The following is a 25,258-nucleotide window of genomic DNA, read 5'->3' as shown; positions in this document are numbered from 1 at the left end:
TTCTCCGGAAACGAAAATGCCCGCTGGCGCGGGCATCGAATTCTGGCGGAGAGAGGGGGATTCGAACCCCCGATAGGCGATTAACCTATACACGCTTTCCAGGCGTGCGACTTAAACCACTCATCCATCTCTCCGGAAGACCGAGAGTATAGCAAACTCTGGCGGTAGCCCGCCACTCCCTTCGGCGCCCGTCAGAAATCCGTCGATCCATACCGAGCGCGCGTCGCCCGACGTCAGATCGTGACGACCCGTACGACCTGTCGGCTACATCGGACATGGACCGTCCCGGTTCGAAAGAATGTGAACTGTTGAGTCCGTTCGGACGCTTCGCAGAAAGGATTCTAAATCCTGTCAAAAAGCCGTCACCAATCCGACAAATTTGCTATGCTCGCCGAAAACCAGACGGGCGGCACTCCCAGGACGGACCAGCGGGCGTGATTGCTCGCCGAATAACGAAGTCAAACAAAATCCTGAGAGTCACGCTGTGAATACAGCCGAATTGCTACGCGCATTTGCGTCCGGGGTGGTCGATCAGAACAATCGGCCGGTTCGCATGAATTGGGGGCCTGCCCAGAAGACGCTCGAGCAGGTGCTTGCGCTTCAGTATGCCGATATCCGCGAAGGGTTGATGACGGGCATCGAGGGGCATCTGACCTGCGTGTCGGCACGGGCCGATCTTCCGATCCGCAGCTTCATCGGGCTGCCGGTCTCCATCGAGATGACGACCGATCGCGGGCGTCTCCATACCATCAACGGCATCGTCACCGACGTTCGCACCGGACAATCGGACGGCTCACTGACCTGCTACCAACTGACGATTCGCGACGTGCTGTCCGTGATGGAGCGGCGGACCAATTCGCGGTTGTTCCGGTCCAAGAGCCTGCCCGACATCCTGGGTGTGCTGCTTCAGGAATGGCGCCAGCGCAGCTCGGCACTGGCGGGCGCATTCGAGTTCGACTTGTCCGGTCTGCAAACCGAACGTTATCCGGCGCGTGAACTCACGCGGCAGGTCAATGAGTCGGACGCGCACTTCATCCGGCGGCTGTTGCGGAGGGACGGGGCGACCGTATTCGTCAAGGCGGGCAAGGCCGGCGAGCGGGCGAGCGCCAATGCGCACGACACGCCGGTTCATACGCTCGTCTTTGCCGACGACTCGATGAAGTTGCCGGAGACGGCCGCCGGCACCATCCGCTACCACCGCGACGCCGCTACCGAGGAGCGGGACTCGATCACGCTGTGGGCGACGAGCCGCCGGTTGATCCCGGGCAAGATCGTCCGACCGACGTGGGACTACAAGAGTGGCAGGATGTCCCAGACCGAGCAGGCGACGATCGTCGATCAGGGCGACGGCGGCAACGACCTCGGGCATTTGCTGGCCGACGTCGTCATCGATATCCCGCACGCCGGGGATTCGTCGTCCGATCTCGACCGGATCGGCAAGGACCGGATGCTGGCGCATGAACTGCGTGCCGAATCCGTCGACGGCGTGAGCAATGTGCGTGATCTGGCCGTCGGTCACTGGTTTGCGCTCGCGGAGCATCCGCAACTCGATACGTTGCCGGCCGAACAGCGGCAGTTTGTCGTCACGTCGCTTCATCATTGCGTCCGGAACAACCTGCCGAAGGAACTGAACGAGCGCGCGCAATCGCTGTTCGCGGCAAGCCGCGTGCTGTTCAACGCGGTGCCGTCCGACGTGAACGGCAAGCCGGGCGACGAAAGCGATCGGCGCTACGAGAACACGTTCTCGTGCGTGCGGCGCGGCGTGCCGCTGACGCCGGCCTACGATCCGCACGTCGACTTGCCGCCCGTGCATCCGATGACGGCCGTCGTCGTCGGCCCGGAGGGCGAGGAGGTGTTCTGCGATGAAATGGGCCGCATCCGCGTGCGGATCCAGGGACTGAGCGCGGACGATCATGCGCACGCGCAGGGCGCCGGTACGAGTGGCACGCCGTCCGACAGCGCGCCGGTGCGCGTCGCCTGCGCGCTCGCCGGGCCGAGTTTCGGCGCGAATACGTTGCCGCGCGTCGGCATGGAAGTGCTGATCGGCCATATCGGCGGCGATCCGGACCGGCTCGTCGTGATGGGCGTGCTCGCCAACGGGCCGAACATGCCGGCGACCTTCAGCCATACCGGCGCGCTGCCGGGAAACCGCTATCTTTCCGGCACGAAGACGAAGGAAATCAAGGGGCAGCGGTACAACCAGATCCGTTTCGACGATACGCCCGGACAGATCAGCAGCCAACTGGCGAGCGAGCATGCGTACAGTCAGCTGAACCTCGGCTATCTGACGCAGCCGCGCGACAACGGGCAGGGGGCGGCGCGCGGCGAAGGCGCCGAATTGCGCAGCGATGCGCACGTGGCGATTCGCAGCGGCAAGGCGATGCTGATTTCGGCCTGGGAACGGCTGCGCGCGAGTGACGGCCACCTCGCGCGAGATGAGTATCTGCAACTGATGCAGGAATGCGTCGAGCTGTTCAAGAGCCTCGGCGACTATGCGGGCCAGCATCAGGGCGTGGCGCCGGATACGCAGCCGCACGATGCACTCATGACCACGGTGAAAGGCTGGCCGAATGGCGAGGCGTCCGGCGGCGGTGAATCGCCAGGCGCATCGATGGCCGCGATCGGCATCACCGCGCCGGCCGGCATCAGCATGGCGACGCCGAAGACCGTGACGACCCATGCGGGCGGCAATATCGATGTCGTCGCGCAGAACCACCTGCAGTACACGAGCGGGCAGCGGATCAACCTGCAGGCCGGGCATGGCGTGGCGATGTTCGCGCACAGTGAAGGCGTGTCGGCGATCGCCAACCAGGGGAAAGTGGCGCTGCAGAGCCAGAACGACGACACGCAAATCGATTCGGCGAAGAACATCCAGATGACGGCGGGCGGCGGCAAGCTCGCGGGCATGGCCAGCGAGCAGGTCGTGTTCGTGACGTCGGGCGGCGCGTATCTGAAGCTGCATGGCGGCGATATCGAGCTCGGATGTCCGGGGAGTTTCACCGTCAAGTCCGCGTCGCATACGTGGGCCGGACCGGCGAGCATGAGCGCCGATTTTCCGAAGTTCGACCAGGGCTCGCTGGGGCGGGTGCCGAAGCTGGTCCGGGCCACTGACGGGCAGCCGGTCGAGGGCATGGAAGCCGAGGTGCGAAAGGCGTCGGGCGAATTGATCAAGGGGAAGACCGACGCGCAGGGCAAGTTGGCACCGGTCAGCAGCGATCAGTTCGAACAATTGGCGGTTCGCTTTTTCAAGTCGAGAACCTGAGCTGAGTCTTCAAGAAAAACAACATGTTCAACTACAACTTTGCGCAGAACCCGGGCGGGCAACCGTCGACGGACGACCCGTCGCAGACTTCGGTGGGCGGTGGACTGGGGACGACGCTGTTCAACCGCAACGACCTCGAGTGCGTGATGCAGATGCCGCTGCCGGGCGTCGTCATTTTCGTGCACGGGGTGAATTCGGAAGGGGAATGGTTCAAGGAGGCCGAGAAGGGGCTGTGTGCCGGATTGAACCGGCGCATGGGGCGTTATGACGATCAGCTGTTCCATTGGGGGCCGGTGGCCGGGCAGATGACGCCGGTCAGCTATATCGAAAGCCTGACGCCAGACGGTTTCCTGAATCCGGACATGTCGTCGAAGACGTACATCAAACCCGATCCGTCCTTTTCGCCCGTCATCCACTTTCGGTGGGGCTATGCCGCGAACGCGGCGGAGCTGAAGGAGTATGGCGACAAGATCATGCTCAACGAAAAGAATTACTGGGGCGGCGGCCCGTTCGCGGGCGGGTGTTCGAGTCTGCCGGATCTGTGGAACGACGGATTGAACGATCGGCTTTTTCTGTGGCTGACCGTCCAGCACATGAATGGCATCGGCAATCGAAAGATCTACTCCACGCCACCGCGCACTTACGGTGTGCTCGGAGCACTGCGGCTTGCACGCCTGGTCGAGTCGATCCGCAAGCGACAGGCCGACGCGCCGATCACGATCGTATGCCACAGCCAGGGAAACATGATCGGCCTTGCCGCTGCATTCCTTGGAGACCGCTTGCCCGAGGTGACGGATCAATGGGGCAAGAAAGGGCGCTGCGTCGCCGATACCTATGTTCTCGCCAATCCCCCATACAGTCTCGTCGAGGCCAACATGACCGACTCATGGGCCCAGCGCGGGGTGCGCGACAAGAACGGGCACGTGGGGCGCGAGACCTATGTCGCGCGCAAGGAAACGCTGAGGGCGTACTTCGATATCCTGCGTGCCCGGGCCGATCTCGAGATGCCCGCGGAGGATCTCGATCGCGCAATGGAAAACGCAAGGCCGTCCAAGAACGGGGGCAAGCCGTATAGCGCAGCCAAGGACCGGGAGGCGCATGGGCTGTATCAGAAAAACACCTACGGGAGAGTGACGCTGTACTGTTGCCCGCACGATCAGGTCATTTCTGCCCTGACCGTTCAGGGAATCGGCTGGCGCGGGATGAGTGTCGACGACATCAGTGCGACGAACGCGTGGGGTGTTTTTTCGCAACGCGTGTTTGCATCGAATTTCGAGGTCGGTGGAGAGAACAAGCTCTATCGGTATTGGCAGGATGACTGGCGCAAGGACAAGAACCAGAAGGAAGGTTTCTGGTATCCGCCATCACCGCCTGCGCGGTATGGTCTTGGGCGAGGCACGCATTCCAATGAAGGGTGGATCGCGAAGTTTTTCACGATTGCAACGAGCCCGGCCCTCTACCTGTTCAATTTGACGAACATGGCGGTCAATGCCGATCCGCCAAAAGACTGGGAAATCCCGATTACCGCACCGATGCTCGACAAGGAAACGCGCTTCCTCCCGCAGGCGTTCCGCTATGGCAAACCATCGGGCGCTCGCGATGCGCAAGGGAAACCGATTGAGGAAGGGTGCTTCAACGAGGGTTACGATCCGCCGTCGGCTGGGCGTGACGCCAACAAGGAGAACAAGCGGGATGACGATCCGTATGACAACTTCGACGCGAAGTCGGAAAAATTCAAGACTGAGGGTGATGCGCTAAAAGCGCAGGGGGATGCGGCGTCCGAGGCTGCGCAGCGGTATGAGGATCATTCGATTCTTCGCATGGAAGCGCGGAGATCCGGAAATCGTCGCTGGGTCGACAAGGAAGGAAATGTGGTCGGGGAAGACAATCCGGGGGCAGCGAGTGCTGACTATACCGAATGGCGGAACAATGAGATTTTTCAGATTCTGAACGGCGGCGACAAGAATAACCCCACCAACCATTCGACCATCATGACCAACAAGGACCATGCTGAAAAGGCGTTGGCTTATGATGTCGCAATTGGGCTTTGCTATCTGACCGAGATGGATTTTGAAGAAATCAGGATTCAGGCCGATTGGCGATTTGCCAATAGTTTGGGTGATGAGGGTCAAAATGGTAAGATGGCGGAATATATTATAACTGGAAAGTGTGAAAAATTATTTTTGCAAGATTGGGTCGTTAAGGATGATCATGCAAAAATGCCTTCCAAGATACACGACGAAAGAGATGGTGGATTTTTCCTGAAGCTTGGAGGCAATTTATGAGATCGGCCATCGCTACATGGCCGCGTCGAGCCGGAGTCGCCGGCGGTGCATTGCTTCTTGCGCTGGGTGTATCGGTTTTGATATTGGTTTCGTCTGATGACGGGACAGGAGCGTTGTTGAGCATGGGAACTCTGATGAAGCGGTTAGTCCTGGTTCCAGGACTTGTGGCAATCATGGTATTTGCATTTGCAACGGTGATTGCAGGGCCGCGAGCAGTTGCGGCTTCATTGAACGAGAAGGCGGCTCCAATTACCGGAGCCGGGGCGTCCAGACCATTCGTTGCTCAGGTCGTCGGGCTTGGCTGGATGAACCCGCTGCAGCGCAAGGATTACAGCACCGAGTGGCAGATATTATGGACACTCGGCCTAGTAAAGCCGAATGTCAACGATGACATGGTTCGGGTCAATCCAAAAAAATATTCAACATTGCAACCGATTTCTATCGTGGCCGATGGCCGCCGGGGGCGTGAATCATTTTCCGGATTCTATAAGAAATATATCAATGAGCTGCTGGTACTTTTCCGGACTCGATATTTCACGAATGAGGATTATTTTTACACGGTTAGCGCGGATAGCCAGAAGAAGTGGCGAGAATTGGCTGGCATGCATATCGAGCTGGCAATTCCCTCTGGCCGACTCGATCCTGGGCTGGCGTCGTCACATTTGCGAGATCAGATTGTTAACTTCTTCGAAATAGGAAATCCGTCCGCCAAAAACTTATGGAGCCACGACACACCGCCGGATGTGCATGTTACATCGGGGCAGGGGAATGCCGGCTTCACATCGCTGAACGCGGCACTGGACTATCTGGCCGCCCACCCTGACAAAAGCGCGTGGGTGATGAACTGGGACGCACCGAGCTTCCCGCCGAACGACGAACAGATCAACGAGAACATGGTGGTGCTGTTCCTCGCCGGCCCCGACTTGAAGACCGAGCGTGAGCCGCTGGCCTGGATCGGCAAGGCTGCACGAAGCAACGTCAAGGATTTCGAGGCAAAGCAGGGCGCCAGCCGCGCGGTACAGGCGTGGAAGTCGACGATCGATACGGCGGCGAGTAATGCAGGCGTGCCGGTGTCGTCGGTGAATTACATCGTGCACGACGCGGGCAAGGGTAGCGATGCTGCATCGACGCGAATTGCCTCACTGTCGCAGACGCTGACGGAAGTACTGCCGGAATACGATTTCCGTACGCAGACCTTCAATACATCGGCACTACTCGGAGACATGGGCGCCGGCGCGGCGCTGACCGATGTGGCGCTGGCGATCGGACGAGCGAATCACCTTGGTGGAAATGTGCTCGTAGCCGGAACGACCGACGCGGAGCATCCGACAGCAGTCGTCGTCGTCGCGCCTTCGAAGCTGACGCCGATCGACGCCGGCAAGGACTGGTTCCGCGCACGCGGCGAGAACAACGCGTACTTGCCGTGGTGGGGGCGCCGTCACGACGCGCGTCCGACATCGCAAGGCTATTCGGAATAAGGAGCGCGCATGCGCGGAATCATTCGAGTCGGCGACGCAACGAGCCACGGCGGTCAGGTCGTGACCGGCAGTGCGGTCAGCGAAGTAATGGGGCGGCCGGTCGCCCGGCTCGGTGATACGTGTGTCTGTCCGATCGCGGGCCATCAGGCCTGCTTTATCGCCGAAGGCGATCCGAAGGTCATCGTCGACGGGAAACCGGCCGCATTCGATGGGCACAAAACGTCGTGTGGTGCGACGTTGATTTCGAGTCTGGCGTCGTCCGGACGGGAATGAATTACCGGACCGGCGTGCTCGATTGGCCGGTTCGATCGGGACTATTCCTGCACTGCTTCACACTTGCGAGACGCATCGGGTGCGTCTCGATCGTCATGGCAACACTCTTGTCGGGGCCGCCGTTGCGGACCGAGACGAGCGCCACATCGGCGCAATCTGTCGAAGGTGTGCCTGCTGTGCCGTTTGTTGCCCAGGCTGTCGGACTTGAATGGCTCGATCCGCTGCGGCGTCGTGACTATCCGACCGAGTGGCAATTGCTGTGGACGCTTGGGTTAGTCAAACCGAACGCCAACGACGATATGGTCCGGCCAGCTTTCCGAATCTCTATCCCGACTACGCGCCGCGCATCGAGCGGCATATCCGGCAACCGGTGCCGCTGAAGCTTGCGACGGTCGCGACGATCGGCGACAGCGCACTGGAGACGGCCGGCAACCTCGTCGAAGCGATCGCGGCGACGACGCGCGAATTCAACGAACTCGGCGCGGCCGACATGATGGCCGGGATGCTCGCGCAGGCGACGCGCAAGGCCGGCATGTTCGAACGCTGGTTCGGTGCGGCGTCGGGCCAGGTCGACTATCGCGCGGCGCTCGGTGCGCTCAAGCAGTCGCTCGGCTTTTTTCCGCGCCGTACCGAGGAACTCGCCGCGAAGGTCCGTCATGCGGAGGAGAATCTCGTGGTCGTGCTCGCGGCGCTGAGTGCGGTGTCCGACGTCGTGCGCACGCCGGACGATACGGGCGTCGAGCGCACGCTGTTCGACCGCCGCAACATCGTCGGGCAGGCCGTCCAGCAGATCCGGATGCAGCCGGCGCAACTGCGCGGGCTCGACGAGCGCGTGACCGACCTGCTGTCGCGCGCCGATCACCTGATGAACGTCGTGCTGCCGGCGGCGCTGGCTGCGCGGCCGTCGCGCTGACCGAACCATGCGACCGCACGCGCGGCGGCGCGCGCGGCCCGTGTCGAGCTTGACGGTTTCGCGCGGGCGGCCGCGAGTCTGCTATCTTCCCGGGCATCTCATCGCTTTCCCGCCGATTCTCCATGACCGACCGCATCGTCGCCGCCTTCGATTTCGACGGCACCATCACGACTACCGACAGCTTTCGCCATTTCGTCCGCTACGCGGTCGGCACGCCGCGTTTCGCGTGGGCCGGCCTGCGCGCGCTGCCGTGGATCGTCGCGATGAAGGCCGCGTGGCTGTCGCGCGGCGCCGCGAAGGCGAAGTTCGCGTCGTTCGCGTTCGGGCCGATTCGCGAAGACGCACTCGATGCGCACGCGCGCACGTTCGTCGACAGTTATCTGCCGAACCTCGTGCGTCCGGACATGCTCGAGCGCATTCGCGAGCATCGCGCGCGCGGGCATGAAGTCGTGCTGGTCAGCGCGTCGCCGTCGCTGTATCTGGAGAAGTGGGCGAAGACGGCCGGCTTCGACGCGGTGCTCGCGACGCGGCTCGCGTTCGAGCGCGGCGTCTTCGCCGGGCGGCTCGACGGCGAGAATTGCTGGGGGCCGCAGAAGGTCGTCCGGCTGCGCGGATGGTGGGGCAACCGGCCGCCGAAGCGCCTGTTCGCGTACGGCGACAGCCGCGGCGACAAGGAAATGGCCGAGCTCGCGAACTGGTCATGGATTCGCGGGCAGGGGCCGATGCCGCCGATCGGCGACTGATGCGGTGCGCCGCCGGCGTTACGCGTCGGCCGGCGTGTTGCGCGTGCCGTGCGGCGGACGATAGCCGCCCCAGCGATTCGCACGCGCGAACGTACCGACGTCGTTGAAGCGCACGCCGACTTCACGTAATGCCGCATGCGCGGTGCGCGCGGTCAGTTGCCGGATGTAGAACGGGTCGCGCACCACGAAGTGATGGATCGCGTGCGTACTGCCGAAATTGAAGCAGAACAACTGGAACGGCAGCATCCACCACGGGTTCAGCACCTGCGTCTGCTGGATCACGTTGCGTGAATCGATGTCGCCGAAGTAATGCATGTTCGAGCTGACGAAGTTGATGCAGAAGCTGCGCACGAAGTTCGGCCCGAGCCACACCACCGCGAGGAAATCGACGACGCTCATCGCCCGCTCGACGCCGGCGGGCACCGTCACCGCGACATCGAACGCATGCAGCGCGAACAGGCCGACGTGATAGACGATGAACACGTGCCATAGCGTGTAGTACAGGTGACCGATCGGCATGTACGACGACACCTGCTCGATGCGCAGTTGCAGGCGCTCGGACGGGTCCTGCACCGGCTGCGCGGCCACGTATTGCTTCACCTTGCGGCGCATCGCGGCCGGCCGCAGCACGACGGCGAGCATGCCGTCCGCGATCATCAGCAGCCGCTTCACGCCCCAGCGCTCGCCGTTGGTGATGCCGAATTCCTCGAGATCCGATTCGCCGCCCGACACCTTGTGGTGATGCAGGTGCATGCGCCGGCGCGTCCACGGATTGATCGTGCCGGGCCGGGTGAGCCAGCACAGCGCCATCATCAGGTGATACGCCCACGGCGTCTTCTTGAAATACATCAGATGGATCAGGTCGTGCTCGAGCTCGTGAATCAGCGACGTGACGAACGCGGCGAGCGGCAGCGCGACGTACCATGCGATCGCGCCGCGCGCATACAGCCAGGCGATCGCGAGCATCGCGCTCACCGACACGGCCATCACGGTCGCGCCGACGAGGTTCTGGTTGTCGAGCAGCGGAAAGCGCGCGCGGATCGCATCGCTCGCGGCGTTGACTTCGCGGCGGACGTACGCGACCTTGTCTGCGTCGTGGCGAAAGGCGGTTCGTGCGGGTTGGCTCATCGAGCGGGATCCATTCGGAAAGGGTGGGGCGCAATGCCGATGCAGTAGGGCGCAATGCCGATGCGACAAGCATAGGCGCGTGCGGGAACGCGGGCGAGGGCCGTCGGTGCCAATGGTGGTGTCATTTCGGGCCAGGTTGGCCGTCGGGCGGCCGCCCGAGCGGATGTCGGCCCGCTAGAGTGCCGCCGCGGTGTCATTGCGGGCCAGCGACGCTACAATCCGCCGAAACCGCTCCGGAGTTCGCCGCATGGCCTCGTCCGTTCCGGATGCCGCGCGCCAGTTGAACAAGGCGACGGTGTCGTCCGCGTATGCGCTGTTCATGCTGATGCTGGCCGAGGAGCGCGGCATCGACGGCGGCCGCATTCTCGCCGGCTCGGGCGTCGGGCGCGACCGGCTCGCGCAGCCCGATGCGCGCATCACGCCGCTGCAACAGGCGGCGATCGTGTTCAACCTGCTCGACGCGACCGACGATCCGTCGATCGCGATCGAGATCGGCCTGCGCAGCAGCCTGACGAAAGCGGGGCTGATCGGCTTCGGGCTGATGAGCTGCGCGACGCTCGGCGAGGCGCTCGCGCTCGGTATCCGTTACCTGCCGACGCGCGTGCCGTTTTTCTCGGTGCGGCTCGCGCAGCTCGACGGCATCGTCGACATCGACGTGCTCGAAGCGTTTCCGCTCGGCCGGCTGCGCCAGTTCGCGGTGGAAAATTTTCTGGTCGAGACCGCGATCCTGTTCAATTCGCTGCTGTACCCGACGCCGGGGCGCACGCTGCAATCGCGTGCCGAACTCCATTTCGAATGGCCCGAGCCGCCGTGGTTCGAGCGCTATCGCGCGCGGCTGCCGCGCTGCCATTTCGACGCGAGCGCGAACCGCATCCGCTGCGACGCCGCGCTGCTCGACGAGCCGATCGGCACCGCGAACGCGCAGACCGCGCAGATGATCGTCCAGCAGTGCGAGGCCGAACTCGCGCGGCTCGGCTACGCGGAGAGCATCGTCGAGCGCGTGCGCAACCTGCTGATCTGCGGCGAACGCGGCTATCCGTCGGTCGACGACGTCGCGCGCGAATTGCATGTATCGGCGCGCACGCTCAAGCGCAGGCTCGCCGAATACGGCGCCACCTATTCGGCGCTGCTCGACGAGATCCGGCTGCGTGACGCGCTGCGGCTGCTCGAAGGCACGCGGCTGCCGGTCGACGAGATCGCGGCGCGCGTCGGCTATACCGATCGCGCCAATTTCACGCGCGCGTTCAAGCGCTGGACCGGCGTTGCGCCGAGCGCGCGGCGCTGAACGCCGCACCCGCATCGGCGTGCCGGTTCCCGCGCAGGGGCCGAATCTTTTTCAGACCTTCAGACGATCGCGATCCAGTTCGCGCCGCGTCCGCCCGGCACGCGCGCGTGCAGCGACAGCGTGCCGTCGCCCGGCGCGATCGCATACACCGCGACGTGCTCCGACTGTTCGCCGCAGGCGACGAGCCAGCGTCCCGACGGATCGATCGCGAACCCGCGCGGCTGGGTCTCGGTGGGCGTCGCGTGAGTGGGCTCGAACGTGCCGTCTTCGTTGCGGCGATAGCCGAGCAACCGGCTCGACGTGCGCTCGCTGACGTACGCGAAACGCTCGTCGGGCGTCAGGTGCAGATCGGCGGCCCACACGGACGGTTCGGCGGGGGCGGGCGGGCGCGCATGGCCTTGCGCGAGTTCGGCGACGGCCGGATGGCGCGCGCTCAGCCGCGGGTCGCCGAGCCGGCCGGTGTCGGTGTCGCGGGCGAAGGTCGCGAGCGTTCCCTGGAATTCGCTGACGACGACCAGCGTGCGGCCGTCATCCGCGAATCGCAGGTGACGCGGGCCGAAGCCGGCCGGCACGCGCGTTTCGCCGTGTTCGACCGCGCGCACGCCGGCGGCGTCCTCGATGAGCGCGAAGCCGAACACCCGGTCCGAGCCGAGCGAACTGACGTACGCGAAGCGGTTGTCCGGCGATACGATCACCGCATGCGCGTTCGCGATGCCGCCCGCGACTTGCAGCGGCGTGCCGTCGCCGTCGCGCACGCGCGCCGCGTCGTAGAGGCTCAGCGAACTTCCGCCGTACGACGCGCCGAGCAGCCAGCGGCCGCTGCGGTCGAGCGACAGATACGCATGGCTCGCGTCGATCGCGGTCGTGCCGATGCGCGCGAGCGCGCCCGTGGCGGCGGCGACGCGGAACGCGACGATCGTCGGCTGCTTGCCGCGCGTCGCGACGTAGAGTCGCGTGCGGTCGGCCTGCACGGCGATCGGCATCGCGGCGTCGGCGGCCGGATAACGGGCGAGCGGCGCGAGCGTGCCGTCGCCGGCGAGGGAGAACGTGGCGAGGTCGCCGTCGACGGCATTCGAGACGACGACGGTCAGGCGGTCAGTGTTCGGCATGGCGAAGCATCGAAGCGTGCGTGAAGGATTCGTCGGCCGGCCGGCCGCGCGGCGGATCGCTGCGCCGGTGCGTGCGCGCGAACAGCGCGGCGACCGCGGCGACGAGCGAAGCGATCGCGAGCGCATACAGCCCGCCCGTGATCGAACCCGTATGTTGCTTCAGATAGCCGAAGGCCGTCGGCGCGACGAAGCCGCCGAGGTTGCCGACCGAGTTGATCAGCGCGATCACGGCCGCGGCCACGCGCGTGTCGAGATAGCCCTGCGGGATCGGCCAGAACAGCGACGCAGCCGCCTTGAAACCGAGCGCGGCGAAGCAGATCGACGCGAACGACCACACCGGATTCGGCGACGTCGACGTGAACAGTCCGCACGCGGCAAGCACGAGCGCGAACGCGAGCCAGCGCTGCGGATGCTTCCATTTCGACGACAGCACCGCGAAGCCGTACATCGCACCGATCGCGATCATCCACGGAATCGTGTTGTACAGGCCGACCTGGAAATCGGTGAGCCCGCCCATCTTGCGGATGATGGTCGGCAGCCAGAACGTGGCCGCGTAGATCGTCAGCTGGATCGAGAAGTAGAGGAAGCAGAACAGCATGATCTGCGGATCGCGCAGCAGCGTGGTGGCGCGCACCGGCACGTTGGAGCGGACGTCGCGCGTCGCGCGCTCGTCGTCGAGCGCGTTCTGGAGCGCCGTGCGTTCTTCCGGCGTGAGCCACGTCGCGTCGCGGATATGCGATTTCAGCAGCAGCCAGCTCGCGCCGCACAGTGCAACCGAGAACAGCCCTTCGATCAGGAACATCCATTGCCAGCCTGCGAGGCCGAAGCCGCGGATCGACAGCAGCGCGCCGGTGACGGGCCCGGACAGCACCGACGCGAACGCGGACCCGACGAGGAAGATCGCCATCGCCTTGCCGCGTTCTTGCGGCGGCAGCCATTGCGACAGATACAGCACGACGCCGGGGAAGAAGCCGGCCTCGGCGGCGCCGAGCAGGAAGCGCAGCGCGTAGAACGACGTGTCGTTCCACACGAACGCCATCGCGGCCGCGACGATGCCCCACGTCGCCATGATCCGCGCGAGCCAGATGCGCGCGCCGTAGCGCTGCATCAGCAGGTTCGACGGCACTTCGAACAGCGCGTAGCCGACGAAGAACAGCCCGGCGCCGAGCCCGTACGCGGCCGCGCCGATACCGATCGACGCTTCGAGATGGCGATCGACGAAGCCGACGTTTACGCGGTCGATGTAGTTCGCGATGAACATGATCAGCACGAGCGGCAGCACGTGCCACTTCACTTTCGAGACGGCGGACGCGAGCGGGTCGCGGCCGGGCAGGGCGGACGAGGGCGGGTTCAACGGTGTCTCCGGTCGGGCGGCGGCGGACGGGGCGGCAGCCCGCGTCGGCGTCGAAGGTGGCGGTTTATGTAGTACGTCGTCGTATGACATGGTACGCCGGTGCGACCGGGATGACGTCGCGGGTTTACCCCGAAAATTTCCGATTTGTGAAGAAATCAGGCGATCACAAGCGCACACTTTCACATCTGATGACGTATGACATGGAGCGACGTTACGCTGATCGCCAGACGCGGAGCGGGTCCGCGTCGGCGTGAAAGCCCGCGATCGGGGCGGCGCATTCGTGCGCGGTACGGTTCGGGAGCAGGCCGAGAAAACGACCTCGACGGGCAGTGCCGATATCCGCGTGTTTCGCACGACGGCGCTCATGGGGGAAGTCGTGCCGCGCATGAAGTGGCGGCAACGCGATCGTGACGAACGACATGCGGGCGACCCGCAAGCCGTTTGCAGGGGAGCGCCGCTACGCTGTATCGAAGGCGCGCGCGATTACGGCAAAATATCGGGCGCACGCGTTCGGTGTGCGCGCCACTCGCGCGAACGGCGGATTTCATGCGCGGACGATGGAGCGACGGATCATGCAGGACAACCAGTACGCGCGGCATGTCTTCGCGTTCAACGGCGACGCGGACGGTCTGTGCGCGCTTCAGCAACTGCGGCTCGCGGAACGTGTGCACGGCACGCTCGTGACCGGCGTGAAGCGCGACATCAGGCTGCTCGAGCGCATCGACGCGGGCGCGGGCGACATCGTCACCGTGCTCGACGTGTCGCACGACCAGAACCGCGACGCGTGCGCGCGGCTGCTGCGAGACGGCGCGACGGTCCGTTATTTCGACCATCACTTTGCCGGCGAGCTGCCCGACCATCCGCGCTTCGACGCGCATATCGACATGGCGGCCGACGTCTGTACGAGCGCGATCGTGAACCGCCATCTCGGCGGCCGGTACGTGCGCTGGGCGATCGTCGCGGCATTCGGCGACGAACTGCCGGCGCTCGGCGACGCGCTGGCGCGCGAGCATGGCGTCGACGACGCCGAGCGTGGCGTGCTCGCCGAACTCGGGCGCTATCTGAACTACAACGCCTACGGCGAGTGCGTCGGCGATCTGCATTTCGATCCGGCGGCGCTCGCGGAAGCGATGCTGCCGTGCGTCGATCCGCTCGAGTTCGTGCGCGAGACGGCCGTGTTCGCCGCGTTGCGCGACGGCTACCGCGACGACATGGCGCGCGCGTGCGCGCTCGCGCCGCTGCGCGAGGTGCCGGGCGCGACGCTGGTCCGGATGCCCGATCACCCGTGGGCGCGGCGCGCAACCGGCATGCTCGCGAACGAGCGGATGCGCGACGCGCCGCATGCGGCGCTCGCGGTGCTGTCGCCGCGAGCGGGCGGCGGGCTCGTCGTCAGCGTACGCGTGCCCGACGGCAGGCCGATCGGCGCGGACGAGTTCTGCCGCGGCTTCGCGACCGGCGGCGGGCGCAAGTGCGCAGGCGGCATCAACCATCTGCCGGAAGCCGAGTTCGACGCATTCGCCGAGCGCTTCGAGGCCGCGTTCCGGCTCGATTGACGCGACGCGTCGTTGACCGGATCAGCCGGTCGCGCCGGCGGGCGCGGTCGCCTGTCGGCCCGCCGCACGCGTGAATCGATGTGTTCGGCGATGCGTCGGCCATGCGTGATGTGCACGAACCGGTCGACGCGCAACACAGTGAAACATTCCATGCGTGCCGTTGTTCGGTGGCGCGATTTCCATCGGATTGAAGCGGATCGTGCGGTCGCGCGCAGTGTCGTCATGGCGTGCCGACCGCGACGGCCGGCGTCGACACCGCGCAGCGCAGCCGCGACAATACGCGTCTCCCTTTGCGTTCGCCATCGAGGTGCCTGCCCGTGTCTGCCAAGCCGTCCGTTGCTCCCGCGATCGTCTGGTTCCGCGACGATCTGCGCGTGACCGATCAGCCCGCGCTCACGCGCGCGGTCGAATCCGGCCGGCCGGTCGTCTGCGTGTTCGTCGACGACACGGGCGCCGGCGCCGGGCCCGCGCTCGGCGGCGCGGCGCGCTGGTGGCTGCACGGGTCGCTGGCCGGACTCGACGCCGCGCTCGCGCGACATGGCGGGCGCCTGCTGCTGTTGCGCGGCGACGCGCAGCGCGAGATCGAGCGGGTCGTCGGCGACACGGGCGCGGCCGCCGTGTACTGGAACCGCCGCTATGCGCAGCCGCAACGCGACGCCGACGCGGCGCTGAAGGCATCGCTCAAGGCGCGCGGCGTGACGGTCGAGAGCAGCAACGGCAGCCTGCTGAACGAGCCGTGGGAGGTGCTGACGGGCAGCGGCGGCCCGTACCAGGTCTTCACCGCGTACTGGCGCGCGGCGCGCCGCGATCGCACCGTCGCCGCGCCGCTCCCGGCACCCGGGCGGATCGCGTTTCATCCATGGCCGCAAGCCGTGCGCGACCGTGCGCTGTCGCTCGGCGCACTCGCGTTGCGTCCGCATGCGCCGGACTGGGCCGGTGGCCTGCGCGACGCATGGCCTGCGCCCGACGAAGCCGGCGCGCACGCGCAGCTCGACACGTTTGTGACGACCGCGCTCGTCGGCTACGCGGACGCGCGCGACCGTCCCGATCGCCCCGCGACGAGCCGGCTGTCGCCGTACCTGCGCTTCGGCAACGTGTCGCCGCGACAGGTATGGCATGCGGTGCAGGGCGCCGCGCACGCAGGCGGCGCGGCGTACGCGACGCACGCCGACAAGTTCTTGAGCGAGCTCGGCTGGCGCGAATTCAGCTACACGCTGCTGTATCACTTCCCGGCGCTCGCGACCGACAACTTCCGCGCGCAGTTCGATGCGATGCCGTGGCGCGACGATCCCGCCGCGTTACGTGCGTGGCAGCGCGGGCGAACCGGCTATCCGCTCGTCGACGCGGGACTGCGCGAGCTGTGGACGACCGGCTGGATGCACAACCGCGTGCGGATGGTCGTCGCGTCGTTCCTGATCAAGCATCTGCTGATCGACTGGCGCGCGGGCGAAGCGTGGTTCCGCGACACGCTGGTCGACGCCGATCCCGCGAACAACGCGGCGAGCTGGCAATGGGTGGCCGGCTGCGGCGCCGACGCCGCGCCGTATTTCCGCATCTTCAATCCGGTCGCGCAGGGGCAGAAGTTCGACCCGGACGGCGCATACGTACGGCGCTGGGTGCCCGAGCTTGCCGGCCTCGACGACGCATCGATCCATGCGCCCTGGGAAGCGTCGCCGCTGGCGCTCGAAGCGGCCGGCGTACGGCTCGGCGTCGACTATCCGGCGCCCCTCGTCGAGCACGCGGCCGCGCGCGCTCGTGCACTCGATGCGCTGGCCGCATTGCCGAAGCGCCGCTGAGCGCCCGCTGCGGTTTGCCGCATCAATTGCAGAACGCGACGTGCTCGAGCAGCGCGTACGCGACGCCCGCGTCGAAGTAGGCCGCGCCGCACCACGCGACGAACGCGAGCGTGCCGGCGGCCAGCGCCGCGCGGATCATGCCCATGCCGCGTTTCCCGAGGCCGGACGCGCGACGCGCGCGTCGTCGATCGGCAGGTGCAGCAGCGCCGCGAGCACGCCGAGCGCGATCGAGCCGGTCCACAGCGGCAGGTACGAGTGCGTCGCGTCGTACACGAGCGCGCCGAGCCACACACCGAAGAAGCTGCCGAGCTGGTGGCCGAAGAACACGAAGCCGAACAGTGTCGCGATGTAGCGCACGCCGAACATCTGCGAGATCACGCCGTTCGTCAGCGGGACCGTGCCGAGCCACGTGAACCCCATCACGGCCGCGAACACGTAGACGCTCGCGGGCGACAGCGGCGCGGCGACGAACGCGGCCATCGCGAGCGCGCGGACGAGGTACAGCACCGACAGCACGTACTTGCGCCGCAGCAGCCCGCCGAGGTGGCCGCACGCATAGGTGCCGGCCACGTTGGTCAGCGCGATCAGCGCGAGCGCGATGCTCGCGTGGCGCGCCGGCAGCCCGTGGTCGAGCAGGTACGCCGGCAGGTGCGTCGCGATGAATGCGAGCTGGAAGCCGCACGCGAAGAAGCCCGCATTCAGCAGCCAGAAGCCGCGATGCGCGAACGCCTCGCGCACGGCTTCACCGATCGACTGATCGGGGCCGGCGGCGGCGCCGGCCGCCTGCGCGGGCCGATCGCGCAGCAGCACGGCGAGCGGCGCGAGCAGCGCGGCGACGAGCGCCAGCGCGATGAACGCGTGCCGCCAGCCGATGCCGCCGATCAGTTCCTGTGCGACGGGCACCATGCAGAACTGGCCGAGCCCGCCGATCGCGCCGGCGACCCCGAGCGCCCAGCCGCGCCGATCGGGCGGGAACAGGCGGCTCAGCGCGCCGTAGATCGACGCGAACGCCGAGCCCGACAGCGCGACGCCGATCACGAGCCCGGCGCCGACCGTGAACAGGCCGGTCGTGGCCGCCTGCGCCATCGTGACGAGCCCGGTCGCGTACAGCAGTATGCCGACGGCGATCACGCGCACCGAGCCGAAGCGGTCGGCGATCATCCCGGTGAACGGTTGCGCGATGCCCCAGATCAGGTTCTGCAGCGCCAGCGCGAGCCCGAACGCCTCGCGCGACCAGCCGTGGTCGAGCGACACGGGCGCGAGGAACAGGCCCTGCACGTGGCGGATGCCGAGCGCGGCGCCCATGATCAGGCCACCTGCCAGCACGGGCAGCCAGCGGCGCCGGATTTCCTGCTCGATCGGGGTCATGCGTGTCTCCGGATGAAGGCGCGCGGCGAAACGGTCGCGCTCGATCCGATTAGACGAGCGGGTCGGCCGTCGCTCAAGCGATCATTCGGTCAGGTTGACATGCGTGACGGGAATGCGAAGGGGCGACGGCGGTTGCCCGCGGTCACGCGCATCCGCACCGCCGGCTCAGGCCGACGTCGTGTCGTGCGCGTGCATCGCCGCATCGCATTCGGCCGCTTCGGCGAGCATCCAGTCGCGCACGTCGGCGACTTCGCGGCGCGGGGCCGGGTCATGCTGGAACAGCCAGTAACCGTACGTCTGCGACAGCGTCTGCGTGTGCGGCCCGAGCACCGCGAGCCGGCCGTCGACGAGCATCGGCGCGACGAGCGCGAGCCGGCCGAGCGCGATGCCCTGGCCGGCGATCGCGGCCTGGATCACCTGGTCGTACTGGTTGAAGCTCAGCACGCCTTTCGGGCGCGCGTCGCCGAGCCCGGCTGCGTGCAGGTGCGCGTGCCACTGCAACTGCGGTTGCGGCGGCCCGTCGAATTCGAGCAGCACGCGATCGGCGATCGCGGCCGCGCTCGTGACCGGCCGCGCGGCGAGCGCGGGATGCGCGACCGGCACGACGATCTCGTCGAACAGGTGCAGCGCGCCGGCCGGCGCGCGCTCGCGCGGGCAGTAGCGGATGCCGAGGTCGATGCCCTCGGCGCGCAAATCGAGTACCTTGTCGTTCGCGGCGACGCGCAGGTCGATGCCGGGCAGCCGCGCCTGCAGCCGCCCGAGCCGCGGCAGCAGCCACAGCGCGGTCACGCCGATGCTGGCGGTGATCGTCACGGGCTGGCGCTCGCGCGCGGCGGCGAGCGATGCGACGGTGTCCTGCAGGCCGTGCAGCGCCGCATCGGCGACGCGGAACAGCCGCTCGCCTTCCGGCGTGAACGCGATCTTCCGGTAGCCCCGCTGCAGCAACGCGACGCCGAGATGCGCTTCGAGCGCATGGATCTGGCGGCTGACCGCCGACTGCGTGACGCACAGGTCCTGCGCGGCGAGCGTGATGCTCATGCGGCGGCCGACGGCGACGAAACCGCGGACGAGATCGAGCGACGGGAGACGGACGAGTGGCGTTGACATGCGCGTGACTCATGCGAACGGAGCAGCAAGATTGGTTGAGAACGCGGCGCGCGTCAAGTTCAATGGAGGCGGGTTGATCGCGGAGGAGGGGGCCGAGTCAGCGCTGAAGCGCCAACTCGGACCGACCGCGATGCATGGGACCTCAGTAAGCGCTAAAGCGCTAACTGGGGTCGACCGCGATGCATGGGACCCCAGTAAGCGCTAAAGCGCTAACTGGGGTCGACCGCGATGCATGGGACCCCAGTAAGCGCTAAAGCGCTAACTGGGGTCGACAGGAGACACGATGACGATTTCGAACGACGAAGGCGGGGCTGCGCCGGGTAGTCGCGCGGCGGGCGCATTGCCGCCCGAACCCGTGACGCTGCGCGCGGCCGACGGCTACGAACTGCGCGGCCACGTGTGGCGCCATCGCGGCGGCGGCGCCGCGGCGCGGCCCGTGACGGTCGTCAACTGCGCGACGTCGGTCCGCTGCGACTACTACTTTCGTTTCGCGGCGTGGCTGTTCGCGCAAGGGCGCGATGTGCTCGTCTACGACTATCGCGGCATCGGCGGATCGCGTCCGGCGCAGCTCGCGAAGCTGCGCGCGAACTGGCTCGACTGGGGGCGGCTCGATTGCGAAGCCGCGCTGCACTACGCGCGCGACGCGTTTCCGGGCCAGCCGCTCGACGTGGTCGCGCACAGCATCGGCGGCTGCGTGCTCGGCCTCGCGGCATCGAACGTGCACGTGCGGCATGCGGTGACCGTCGGCGCGCAGTACGCGTACTGGCGCGACTATTTGCCCGCCGAGCGCCGCCGCATGTGGTGGAAGTGGCATGTCGCGATGCCCGCGCTCGCCGCCGTGTTCGGCTACGTGCCCGCGAAGCGGCTCGGCTGGATGGAGGATACGCCGCGCGGTATCGCGCTGTCGTGGGCGCGTTCGCAGCCGCGTTTCGAGGACGGCTACCTCGGCAGCGTGCTCGACGACGGCGCGGCGAGCCGTGCCGCGTTGCCGGCGCGCTTCGCGGGGCTGTCGGCGCCGATGCTCGCGGTCGGCATCGACGACGACGCGTTCGGCACGGTCGCCGCGATCGAACGGCTGGCCGGCTACTACACGGGCAGCAACGTCACGCACCTGCGGATCGCGCCGGCCGACATCGGCGTCGACGCGATCGGCCATTTCGCGTTTTTCCACAGCCGCTTCACCGACACACTGTGGCCGGTCGCGTTGTACTGGCTGCAACACGGCGTACTGCCGGCCAATGCGCCGGGCGTCGTGCACGCGCTGCACCCGGCGTCGCGCGGGCGGGTGACGGGGAGCGGTGTGCCGGGCAGGGCCGCGAGCGGGTGAGCGGGCGCCTACGAACGCGGCGCGCATCCCTGTTTGCGTCCCGGTCAGGCAGCAGCCGGCCGGCCGCCGCCGCGATCGATTACCATCGGACGTTTCGTCTTGCCGTACAGGCTGCCGCGCGCCGATGTCCATTCCTTCCGATTCCGCTTCTCCCGTTGAAACGTCCCGCGCATGGCGTGTGCATGCGCTCGACGCGCCGCTCGCCGCGGCGCGCGCCGGCGTGCGGATCGCGCGCGTCGATTTCGATTGGCGCGTGCCGCTCGCGTCGCCCGCGTATGCGGCGCTGAGCGACGACGAGCGCGCCCGCGCTGCGCGCTTCCTGCGGCACGAGGATGCGGTGCGTAGCGCCGCGACGCGCGCCGCGCTGCGCGACGTGCTCGGCGCGGCGCTCGGTATCGCGCCGCACGCGGTCGCGCTCGTCGTCGACGCAGCGGGGCGGCCGTCGCTGGACCCGGCGCATTGCGCCTCGCTCGACTTCAACGTGTCGCATGCGGGCGATCATGCGCTGCTCGCATGGGCGCCGGCGGGCCGTGTCGGCGTCGATATCGAGGGCTGCAACCGCGCGACCGACTGGCGCGCGCTGACGCGCGAAGTGTGCGCACCCGCCGAGATCGCGTATCTCGACGGCCTGCCGCCCGGCGCGCGCGAGGGTGAATTCATGCGGGTGTGGTCCGCGAAGGAGGCGCTGCTCAAGGCGCTCGGCACCGGCATCGTCGGCGGGCTGCGCGCGTTCGCGGTCGTGCCGCCGCGCGACCCGGCGACACCCGCGACGACGATCGTCGAGCCGGCCGCGCCTGCCGCCGGCGTCGCGGCGTTCGACGCGGCCTGGCTCGATGCGGCGCCCGGCTACGCGGCGTGCGTCGCGTGGACGCGCGCGTAGGCCGAGCGCGACGCACGGCGCTTACTCGAGCGGCGCGTCGTTCGGCGCCGCGTAGCGGGCCTTGATCACGTCGCTCATCGGGAAGTCGAACGACAGCCCCTTCGGCGGCACCGGCTTCATGAACCATTTGTCGTACAGCGCGTTGATCTCGCCGCTTTTCATCAGCTGCACGAGCACGCCGTCGACGAGCGCCTTGAACTGCGGATCGTCCTTGCGCAGCATGAACCCGTAGGCTTCCGACGATTGCGGCGTACCGACGAGCTGCCAGTCGGCCGGCTTCGCGGCGAGCTGGCGCACGCCCGCGAGCAGCACGTCGTCCATCATGTACGCGGCCGCGCGGCCCGATTCGAGCGTGAGGCGTCCTTCGCCGTAGTCCTTCGCGCTGATGATCTGCATGTGCATCTTCCTTTCCTCGTTCATCTTGCGCAGCAGGCGTTCGGACGTCGTGCCCTGGTTCGTCACGACCGTCTTGCCGGCGAGATCGGGGAAGTCGCGGACGCCCGAGCTCGTGCGCGTGAGCAGGCGCGTCGTCGCGACGAAGAAGGTGGTCGAAAACGCGACCTGTGCATGGCGCGCGGCGAGATTGGTCGTCACGCCGCATTCGAGATCGACGGTGCCGTTCTGCACGAGCGGAATGCGGTTCTGCGACGTGACCGGAATGAAGCGCACCTGCAGGTCGGGCTTGCCGGTGCGCGCCTTCACCGCGGCGATCACGCGGTCGCACAGGTCCTGCGAGAAGCCGATGACCTTGCCGCTCGCATCGACATAGGAGAACGGCACCGACGTTTCGCGATGGCCGACCGAAATCAGGTTGGACTGCCGGATCTTCTCGAGCGTGCCGGACAGCGGCTCGGCGGCGACGGACGCGCCGCACGCGAGTGCGCACGCGGCGACGAGCAGAGGACGGCCGACGCGGGCGGCGAATCGTGACGGGAAGGACATGACAGTCTCCGTGGGAATGTTGATTCGTATGTTGCCAAATACAAAATAATTGCAACATACGTTAAAAAACGGATCCCGCTGACCGGCCCGGCGGGCCCCGCCGGTCATCAGGGAAACTCCCGAGGCCGGAATAATGAAAAACGGGTTGTCTAGACAAGTTTCGATGGCTACACTTCAAGCCATTCCGAACTTGTCTAGACAGGATTGCTCACATGATTACGTTGACCCCCGGCCATCTGACCCTCCCGCAACTGCGCCGGATCGCACGCGAATCCGTGCAACTGAAGCTCGACCCGGCCAGCTTCGCGAAGATCGACGCGGGCGCGAAGGCCGTCGCCGACATCGCCGCGAAGGGCGAGCCGGCGTACGGCATCAACACGGGCTTCGGCCGCCTGGCGAGCACCCACATCCCGCACGACCAGCTCGAACTGCTGCAGAAGAACCTGGTGCTGTCGCACGCGGTCGGGGTCGGCGAGCCGATGGCGCGCTCGTCGGTGCGCCTCTTGATGGCGCTGAAGCTGTCGAGCCTCGGCCGCGGCCACTCGGGCATCCGCCGCGAAGTGATGGACGCGCTGATCACGCTGTTCAACGCGGACGTGCTGCCGCTGATCCCGGTGAAGGGCTCGGTCGGCGCATCGGGCGACCTCGCGCCGCTCGCCCACATGTCGGCCGTGCTGCTCGGCGTCGGCGAAGTGTTCATCCGCGGCGAACGCGCGAGCGCGCTCGACGGTCTGCGCGTCGCGGGTCTCGCGCCGCTGACGCTGCAGGCGAAGGAAGGCCTCGCGCTCTTGAACGGCACGCAGGCGTCGACCGCGCTCGCGCTCGACAACATGTTCGCGATCGAAGACCTGTACCGCACCGCGCTCGTCGCCGGCGCGCTGTCGGTCGACGCGGCAGCGGGCTCGGTGAAGCCGTTCGACGCGCGCATCCACGAACTGCGCGGCCATCAAGGCCAGATCGACGCGGCCGCGTCGTACCGCGAACTGCTCGAAGGTTCGCCGATCAACCAGTCGCACCGCGACTGCGACAAGGTGCAGGATCCGTACAGCCTGCGCTGCCAGCCGCAGGTGATGGGCGCGTGCCTGGACCAGATGCGCCACGCGGCCGACGTGCTGCTGGTCGAAGCGAACGCCGTGTCGGACAACCCGCTGATCTTCCCGGATACCGGCGAAGTGCTGTCGGGCGGCAACTTCCACGCCGAGCCCGTCGCGTTCGCGGCCGACAACCTCGCGCTCGCCGCGGCGGAAATCGGCGCGCTGGCCGAGCGCCGCATCGCGCTGCTGATCGACGCGACGCTGTCGGGCCTGCCCCCGTTCCTCGTGAAGGACGGCGGCGTGAACTCCGGCTTCATGATCGCGCACGTGACGGCGGCCGCTCTCGCGTCGGAAAACAAGACGCTCGCGCACCCGGCGTCGGTCGACTCGCTGCCGACTTCCGCGAACCAGGAAGACCACGTGTCGATGGCGACGTTCGCCGCGCGCAAGCTCGCCGACATCGCGGACAACACGAAGCACATCCTCGCGATCGAACTGCTGGCCGCCGCCCAGGGCGTCGACCTGCGTGCGCCGTACCACACGAGCCCGAAGCTCGCGCCGGTGATGGAGACGATTCGCGGCAAGGTCGCGCACTACGAACTCGACCACTACTTCGCACCGGACATCGCGGCGATCGCGAAGCTGGTCGGCGAGCGTGCGTTCGCGAAGATCGCGCCGTTCTCGTTCGCGTCGGAACAGTAAGCCGATGAGCGCGCCGGTCTACCAGGAGATCAAGGATTTCATCCTGGGCCGCATTCACGCCGGCGAATGGGCGGAGGGCGATCAGGTGCCGTCCGAGAACGAACTGGCACGCGAGTTCAAGGTGGCGCGCATGACCGTCAACCGCGCGGTGCGCGAGTTGACGGCCGAGCAGGTGCTCACGCGCATGAAGGGCGCGGGCACCTACGTCGCGCGGCCGAAGTACGAGTCGACGCTGGTCGCGATCCGCAGCATCTCGGAAGAGGTGGGCGCACGCGGGCATGCGTACCGCGCCAGCGTGCTCGGGCTCGACACGATCCGCGCCGACGATGCGCTTGCCGACGAGATGCAGGTGGCCGTGCGCACGAAGCTGTTTCATTCGCAGGTGCTGCACTTCGAGAACGACGAACCGGTGCAGCTCGAGGAACGATGGGTGAATCCGGCGGTCGCGCCGGATTACGCCGAGCAGGATTTCACGAACACGACGCCGAACCTGTACCTGATGCGCGCGGCGCCGCTGCAGCGCGTCGAGTACCGGATCGAAGCGGCGGCCCCGGCGCCGGAGCGGCGCGAGCAGCTGCGGATGGACGGCGTCGAACCGTGTCTGGTTTTACATCGGCGCACCTGGTCGCAGGGCGTCGTCGCCTCGGTGGCGAATTTGTGGCATCCCGGCAGCCGTTATCGCTTCACCGGGCATTTCTGATTCCTATTTGATCTTCCAT

At 66.8% G+C, this 25,258-nt stretch carries 20 protein-coding genes, 1 tRNA gene and 1 pseudogene; 14 read left to right on the top strand and 8 right to left on the bottom strand.

Translation table 11 applies throughout. From position 1 onward, the window contains the following. Positions 1-43: 43 nt before the first annotated feature. Positions 44-134 (bottom strand) — tRNA-Ser (locus CFB49_RS12105). A 350-nt stretch (positions 135-484) separates the two neighbouring features. Between CFB49_RS12105 and CFB49_RS12100 the strand changes: the two genes are divergently transcribed. The 7 genes and pseudogenes from CFB49_RS12100 (at position 485) to CFB49_RS12070 (ending at position 8,954) form a co-directional block, all read left to right on the top strand. Further along, the gene (locus CFB49_RS12100) at positions 485-3,262 is read left to right on the top strand and encodes a type VI secretion system Vgr family protein (RefSeq protein ID WP_089491394.1); all 2,778 of its coding nucleotides are present in this window, start codon (positions 485-487) and stop codon (positions 3,260-3,262) included. A 23-nt stretch (positions 3,263-3,285) separates the two neighbouring features. Next, positions 3,286-5,547: a T6SS effector phospholipase Tle3 domain-containing protein gene (locus tag CFB49_RS12095; protein ID WP_089491393.1), complete on the top strand. Its 2,262-nt coding sequence runs from the start codon at positions 3,286-3,288 to the stop codon at positions 5,545-5,547. Next, entirely contained in the window at positions 5,544-7,025 is a 1,482-nt protein-coding gene (locus CFB49_RS12090; protein ID WP_179234891.1) for a virulence factor, read from the top strand. Before CFB49_RS12095 ends, CFB49_RS12090 begins: the two co-directional genes overlap by 4 nt. A gap of 9 nt (positions 7,026-7,034) precedes the next feature. After that, complete coding sequence (locus CFB49_RS12085) at positions 7,035-7,298, top strand: PAAR domain-containing protein (RefSeq protein ID WP_034207808.1); 264 nt, start codon at positions 7,035-7,037, stop codon at positions 7,296-7,298. A gap of 22 nt (positions 7,299-7,320) precedes the next feature. Beyond that, positions 7,321-7,606, top strand: a pseudogene (locus CFB49_RS12080) (virulence factor); the annotation flags it as partial. 62 nt (positions 7,607-7,668) lie between these two features. Beyond that, entirely contained in the window at positions 7,669-8,211 is a 543-nt protein-coding gene (locus CFB49_RS12075) for a hypothetical protein (RefSeq protein WP_249190658.1), read from the top strand. A gap of 122 nt (positions 8,212-8,333) precedes the next feature. Next, a complete protein-coding gene (locus tag CFB49_RS12070) occupies positions 8,334-8,954 on the top strand; it encodes an HAD family hydrolase (protein ID WP_089491392.1) in 621 nt (206 codons plus the stop codon). Between the two features lie 18 nt (positions 8,955-8,972). Here CFB49_RS12070 and CFB49_RS12065 read toward each other — a convergent pair whose 3' ends face one another. Further along, a complete protein-coding gene (locus tag CFB49_RS12065; RefSeq protein ID WP_089491391.1) occupies positions 8,973-10,082 on the bottom strand; it encodes a fatty acid desaturase in 1,110 nt (369 codons plus the stop codon). Between the two features lie 247 nt (positions 10,083-10,329). On the opposite strand from CFB49_RS12065, the gene CFB49_RS12060 reads away from it, so the two are divergent. Further along, positions 10,330-11,367 carry an AraC family transcriptional regulator gene (locus CFB49_RS12060; RefSeq protein WP_089491390.1) on the top strand — a complete coding sequence of 346 codons (1,038 nt, stop codon included), beginning with the start codon at positions 10,330-10,332 and terminating at the stop codon, positions 11,365-11,367. A gap of 59 nt (positions 11,368-11,426) precedes the next feature. On the opposite strand, the gene CFB49_RS12055 is transcribed toward CFB49_RS12060, so the two are convergent. Continuing rightward, on the bottom strand, positions 11,427-12,476 hold the full coding sequence (locus CFB49_RS12055) for a lactonase family protein (RefSeq protein WP_089491389.1): 1,050 nt from the start codon (positions 12,474-12,476) through the stop codon (positions 11,427-11,429). Next, positions 12,463-13,830 carry an MFS transporter gene (locus CFB49_RS12050; RefSeq protein ID WP_089491388.1) on the bottom strand — a complete coding sequence of 456 codons (1,368 nt, stop codon included), beginning with the start codon at positions 13,828-13,830 and terminating at the stop codon, positions 12,463-12,465. Before CFB49_RS12050 ends, CFB49_RS12055 begins: the two co-directional genes overlap by 14 nt. A gap of 572 nt (positions 13,831-14,402) precedes the next feature. Between CFB49_RS12050 and CFB49_RS12040 the strand changes: the two genes are divergently transcribed. Continuing rightward, the gene (locus CFB49_RS12040) at positions 14,403-15,383 is read left to right on the top strand and encodes an acetyltransferase (RefSeq protein ID WP_069617763.1); all 981 of its coding nucleotides are present in this window, start codon (positions 14,403-14,405) and stop codon (positions 15,381-15,383) included. Positions 15,384-15,700: 317 nt separating this feature from the next. Beyond that, on the top strand, positions 15,701-17,179 hold the full coding sequence (locus CFB49_RS12035; protein WP_179234890.1) for a cryptochrome/photolyase family protein: 1,479 nt from the start codon (positions 15,701-15,703) through the stop codon (positions 17,177-17,179). Positions 17,180-17,201: 22 nt separating this feature from the next. On the opposite strand, the gene CFB49_RS36765 is transcribed toward CFB49_RS12035, so the two are convergent. The 3 genes from CFB49_RS36765 to CFB49_RS12025 all read right to left on the bottom strand — a co-directional run bounded on the left by CFB49_RS36765 (position 17,202) and on the right by CFB49_RS12025 (position 19,654). Further along, entirely contained in the window at positions 17,202-17,324 is a 123-nt protein-coding gene (locus tag CFB49_RS36765; protein ID WP_059832810.1) for a hypothetical protein, read from the bottom strand. Further along, positions 17,315-18,547 (bottom strand): MFS transporter, encoded by a 1,233-nt coding sequence (locus tag CFB49_RS12030; RefSeq protein ID WP_089491387.1) that lies wholly within the window; start codon positions 18,545-18,547, stop codon positions 17,315-17,317. Before CFB49_RS12030 ends, CFB49_RS36765 begins: the two co-directional genes overlap by 10 nt. Positions 18,548-18,712: 165 nt before the next feature. Further along, positions 18,713-19,654 carry a LysR substrate-binding domain-containing protein gene (locus CFB49_RS12025; protein ID WP_089491386.1) on the bottom strand — a complete coding sequence of 314 codons (942 nt, stop codon included), beginning with the start codon at positions 19,652-19,654 and terminating at the stop codon, positions 18,713-18,715. Between the two features lie 283 nt (positions 19,655-19,937). Between CFB49_RS12025 and CFB49_RS12020 the strand changes: the two genes are divergently transcribed. Together CFB49_RS12020 and CFB49_RS12015 are read left to right on the top strand one after the other, a co-directional pair. Beyond that, complete coding sequence (locus CFB49_RS12020; protein ID WP_089435291.1) at positions 19,938-20,981, top strand: alpha/beta hydrolase family protein; 1,044 nt, start codon at positions 19,938-19,940, stop codon at positions 20,979-20,981. Between the two features lie 124 nt (positions 20,982-21,105). Continuing rightward, positions 21,106-21,861 (top strand): 4'-phosphopantetheinyl transferase family protein, encoded by a 756-nt coding sequence (locus CFB49_RS12015; RefSeq protein ID WP_089491385.1) that lies wholly within the window; start codon positions 21,106-21,108, stop codon positions 21,859-21,861. Between the two features lie 21 nt (positions 21,862-21,882). Here CFB49_RS12015 and CFB49_RS12010 read toward each other — a convergent pair whose 3' ends face one another. Then, complete coding sequence (locus CFB49_RS12010) at positions 21,883-22,803, bottom strand: glutamate/aspartate ABC transporter substrate-binding protein (RefSeq protein ID WP_089491384.1); 921 nt, start codon at positions 22,801-22,803, stop codon at positions 21,883-21,885. Positions 22,804-23,015: 212 nt separating this feature from the next. On the opposite strand from CFB49_RS12010, the gene hutH reads away from it, so the two are divergent. After that, on the top strand, positions 23,016-24,539 hold the full coding sequence (gene hutH / locus CFB49_RS12005; protein ID WP_069617755.1) for a histidine ammonia-lyase: 1,524 nt from the start codon (positions 23,016-23,018) through the stop codon (positions 24,537-24,539). Between the two features lie 4 nt (positions 24,540-24,543). Then, positions 24,544-25,239, top strand: a complete 696-nt coding sequence (hutC, locus tag CFB49_RS12000) for a histidine utilization repressor (RefSeq protein WP_069617756.1) — start codon at positions 24,544-24,546, stop codon at positions 25,237-25,239. The last annotated feature ends 19 nt before the right edge of the window (positions 25,240-25,258 follow it).

The sequence above is a fragment of the Burkholderia sp. AU17457 genome, assembly GCF_002223255.1.
In the GTDB taxonomy this organism is placed as follows: Bacteria; Pseudomonadota; Gammaproteobacteria; order Burkholderiales; family Burkholderiaceae; genus Burkholderia; species Burkholderia sola.
The sequence above is the reverse complement of the archived record's forward strand: the minus strand, read 5'-3'. Positions and strand labels throughout refer to the sequence as shown.

What these genes read in the sequence shown, in the direction of transcription:
- CFB49_RS12095 (WP_089491393.1), top strand. Translation starts at nt 3,286, where the DNA reads ATGTTCAACTACAACTTTGCGCAGAACCCGGGCGGGCAACCGTCGACG.
- CFB49_RS12090 (WP_179234891.1), top strand. Translation starts at nt 5,544, where the DNA reads ATGAGATCGGCCATCGCTACATGGCCGCGTCGAGCCGGAGTCGCCGGC.
- CFB49_RS12085 (WP_034207808.1), top strand. Translation starts at nt 7,035, where the DNA reads ATGCGCGGAATCATTCGAGTCGGCGACGCAACGAGCCACGGCGGTCAG.
- CFB49_RS12070 (WP_089491392.1), top strand. Translation starts at nt 8,334, where the DNA reads ATGACCGACCGCATCGTCGCCGCCTTCGATTTCGACGGCACCATCACG.
- CFB49_RS12065 (WP_089491391.1), bottom strand. Translation starts at nt 10,082, where the DNA reads ATGAGCCAACCCGCACGAACCGCCTTTCGCCACGACGCAGACAAGGTC.
- CFB49_RS12060 (WP_089491390.1), top strand. Translation starts at nt 10,330, where the DNA reads ATGGCCTCGTCCGTTCCGGATGCCGCGCGCCAGTTGAACAAGGCGACG.
- CFB49_RS12055 (WP_089491389.1), bottom strand. Translation starts at nt 12,476, where the DNA reads ATGCCGAACACTGACCGCCTGACCGTCGTCGTCTCGAATGCCGTCGAC.
- CFB49_RS12040 (WP_069617763.1), top strand. Translation starts at nt 14,403, where the DNA reads ATGCAGGACAACCAGTACGCGCGGCATGTCTTCGCGTTCAACGGCGAC.
- CFB49_RS36765 (WP_059832810.1), bottom strand. Translation starts at nt 17,324, where the DNA reads ATGGGCATGATCCGCGCGGCGCTGGCCGCCGGCACGCTCGCGTTCGTC.
- CFB49_RS12030 (WP_089491387.1), bottom strand. Translation starts at nt 18,547, where the DNA reads ATGACCCCGATCGAGCAGGAAATCCGGCGCCGCTGGCTGCCCGTGCTG.
- CFB49_RS12025 (WP_089491386.1), bottom strand. Translation starts at nt 19,654, where the DNA reads ATGTCAACGCCACTCGTCCGTCTCCCGTCGCTCGATCTCGTCCGCGGT.
- CFB49_RS12020 (WP_089435291.1), top strand. Translation starts at nt 19,938, where the DNA reads ATGACGATTTCGAACGACGAAGGCGGGGCTGCGCCGGGTAGTCGCGCG.
- CFB49_RS12015 (WP_089491385.1), top strand. Translation starts at nt 21,106, where the DNA reads ATGTCCATTCCTTCCGATTCCGCTTCTCCCGTTGAAACGTCCCGCGCA.
- CFB49_RS12010 (WP_089491384.1), bottom strand. Translation starts at nt 22,803, where the DNA reads ATGTCCTTCCCGTCACGATTCGCCGCCCGCGTCGGCCGTCCTCTGCTC.
- hutH (WP_069617755.1), top strand. Translation starts at nt 23,016, where the DNA reads ATGATTACGTTGACCCCCGGCCATCTGACCCTCCCGCAACTGCGCCGG.
- hutC (WP_069617756.1), top strand. Translation starts at nt 24,544, where the DNA reads ATGAGCGCGCCGGTCTACCAGGAGATCAAGGATTTCATCCTGGGCCGC.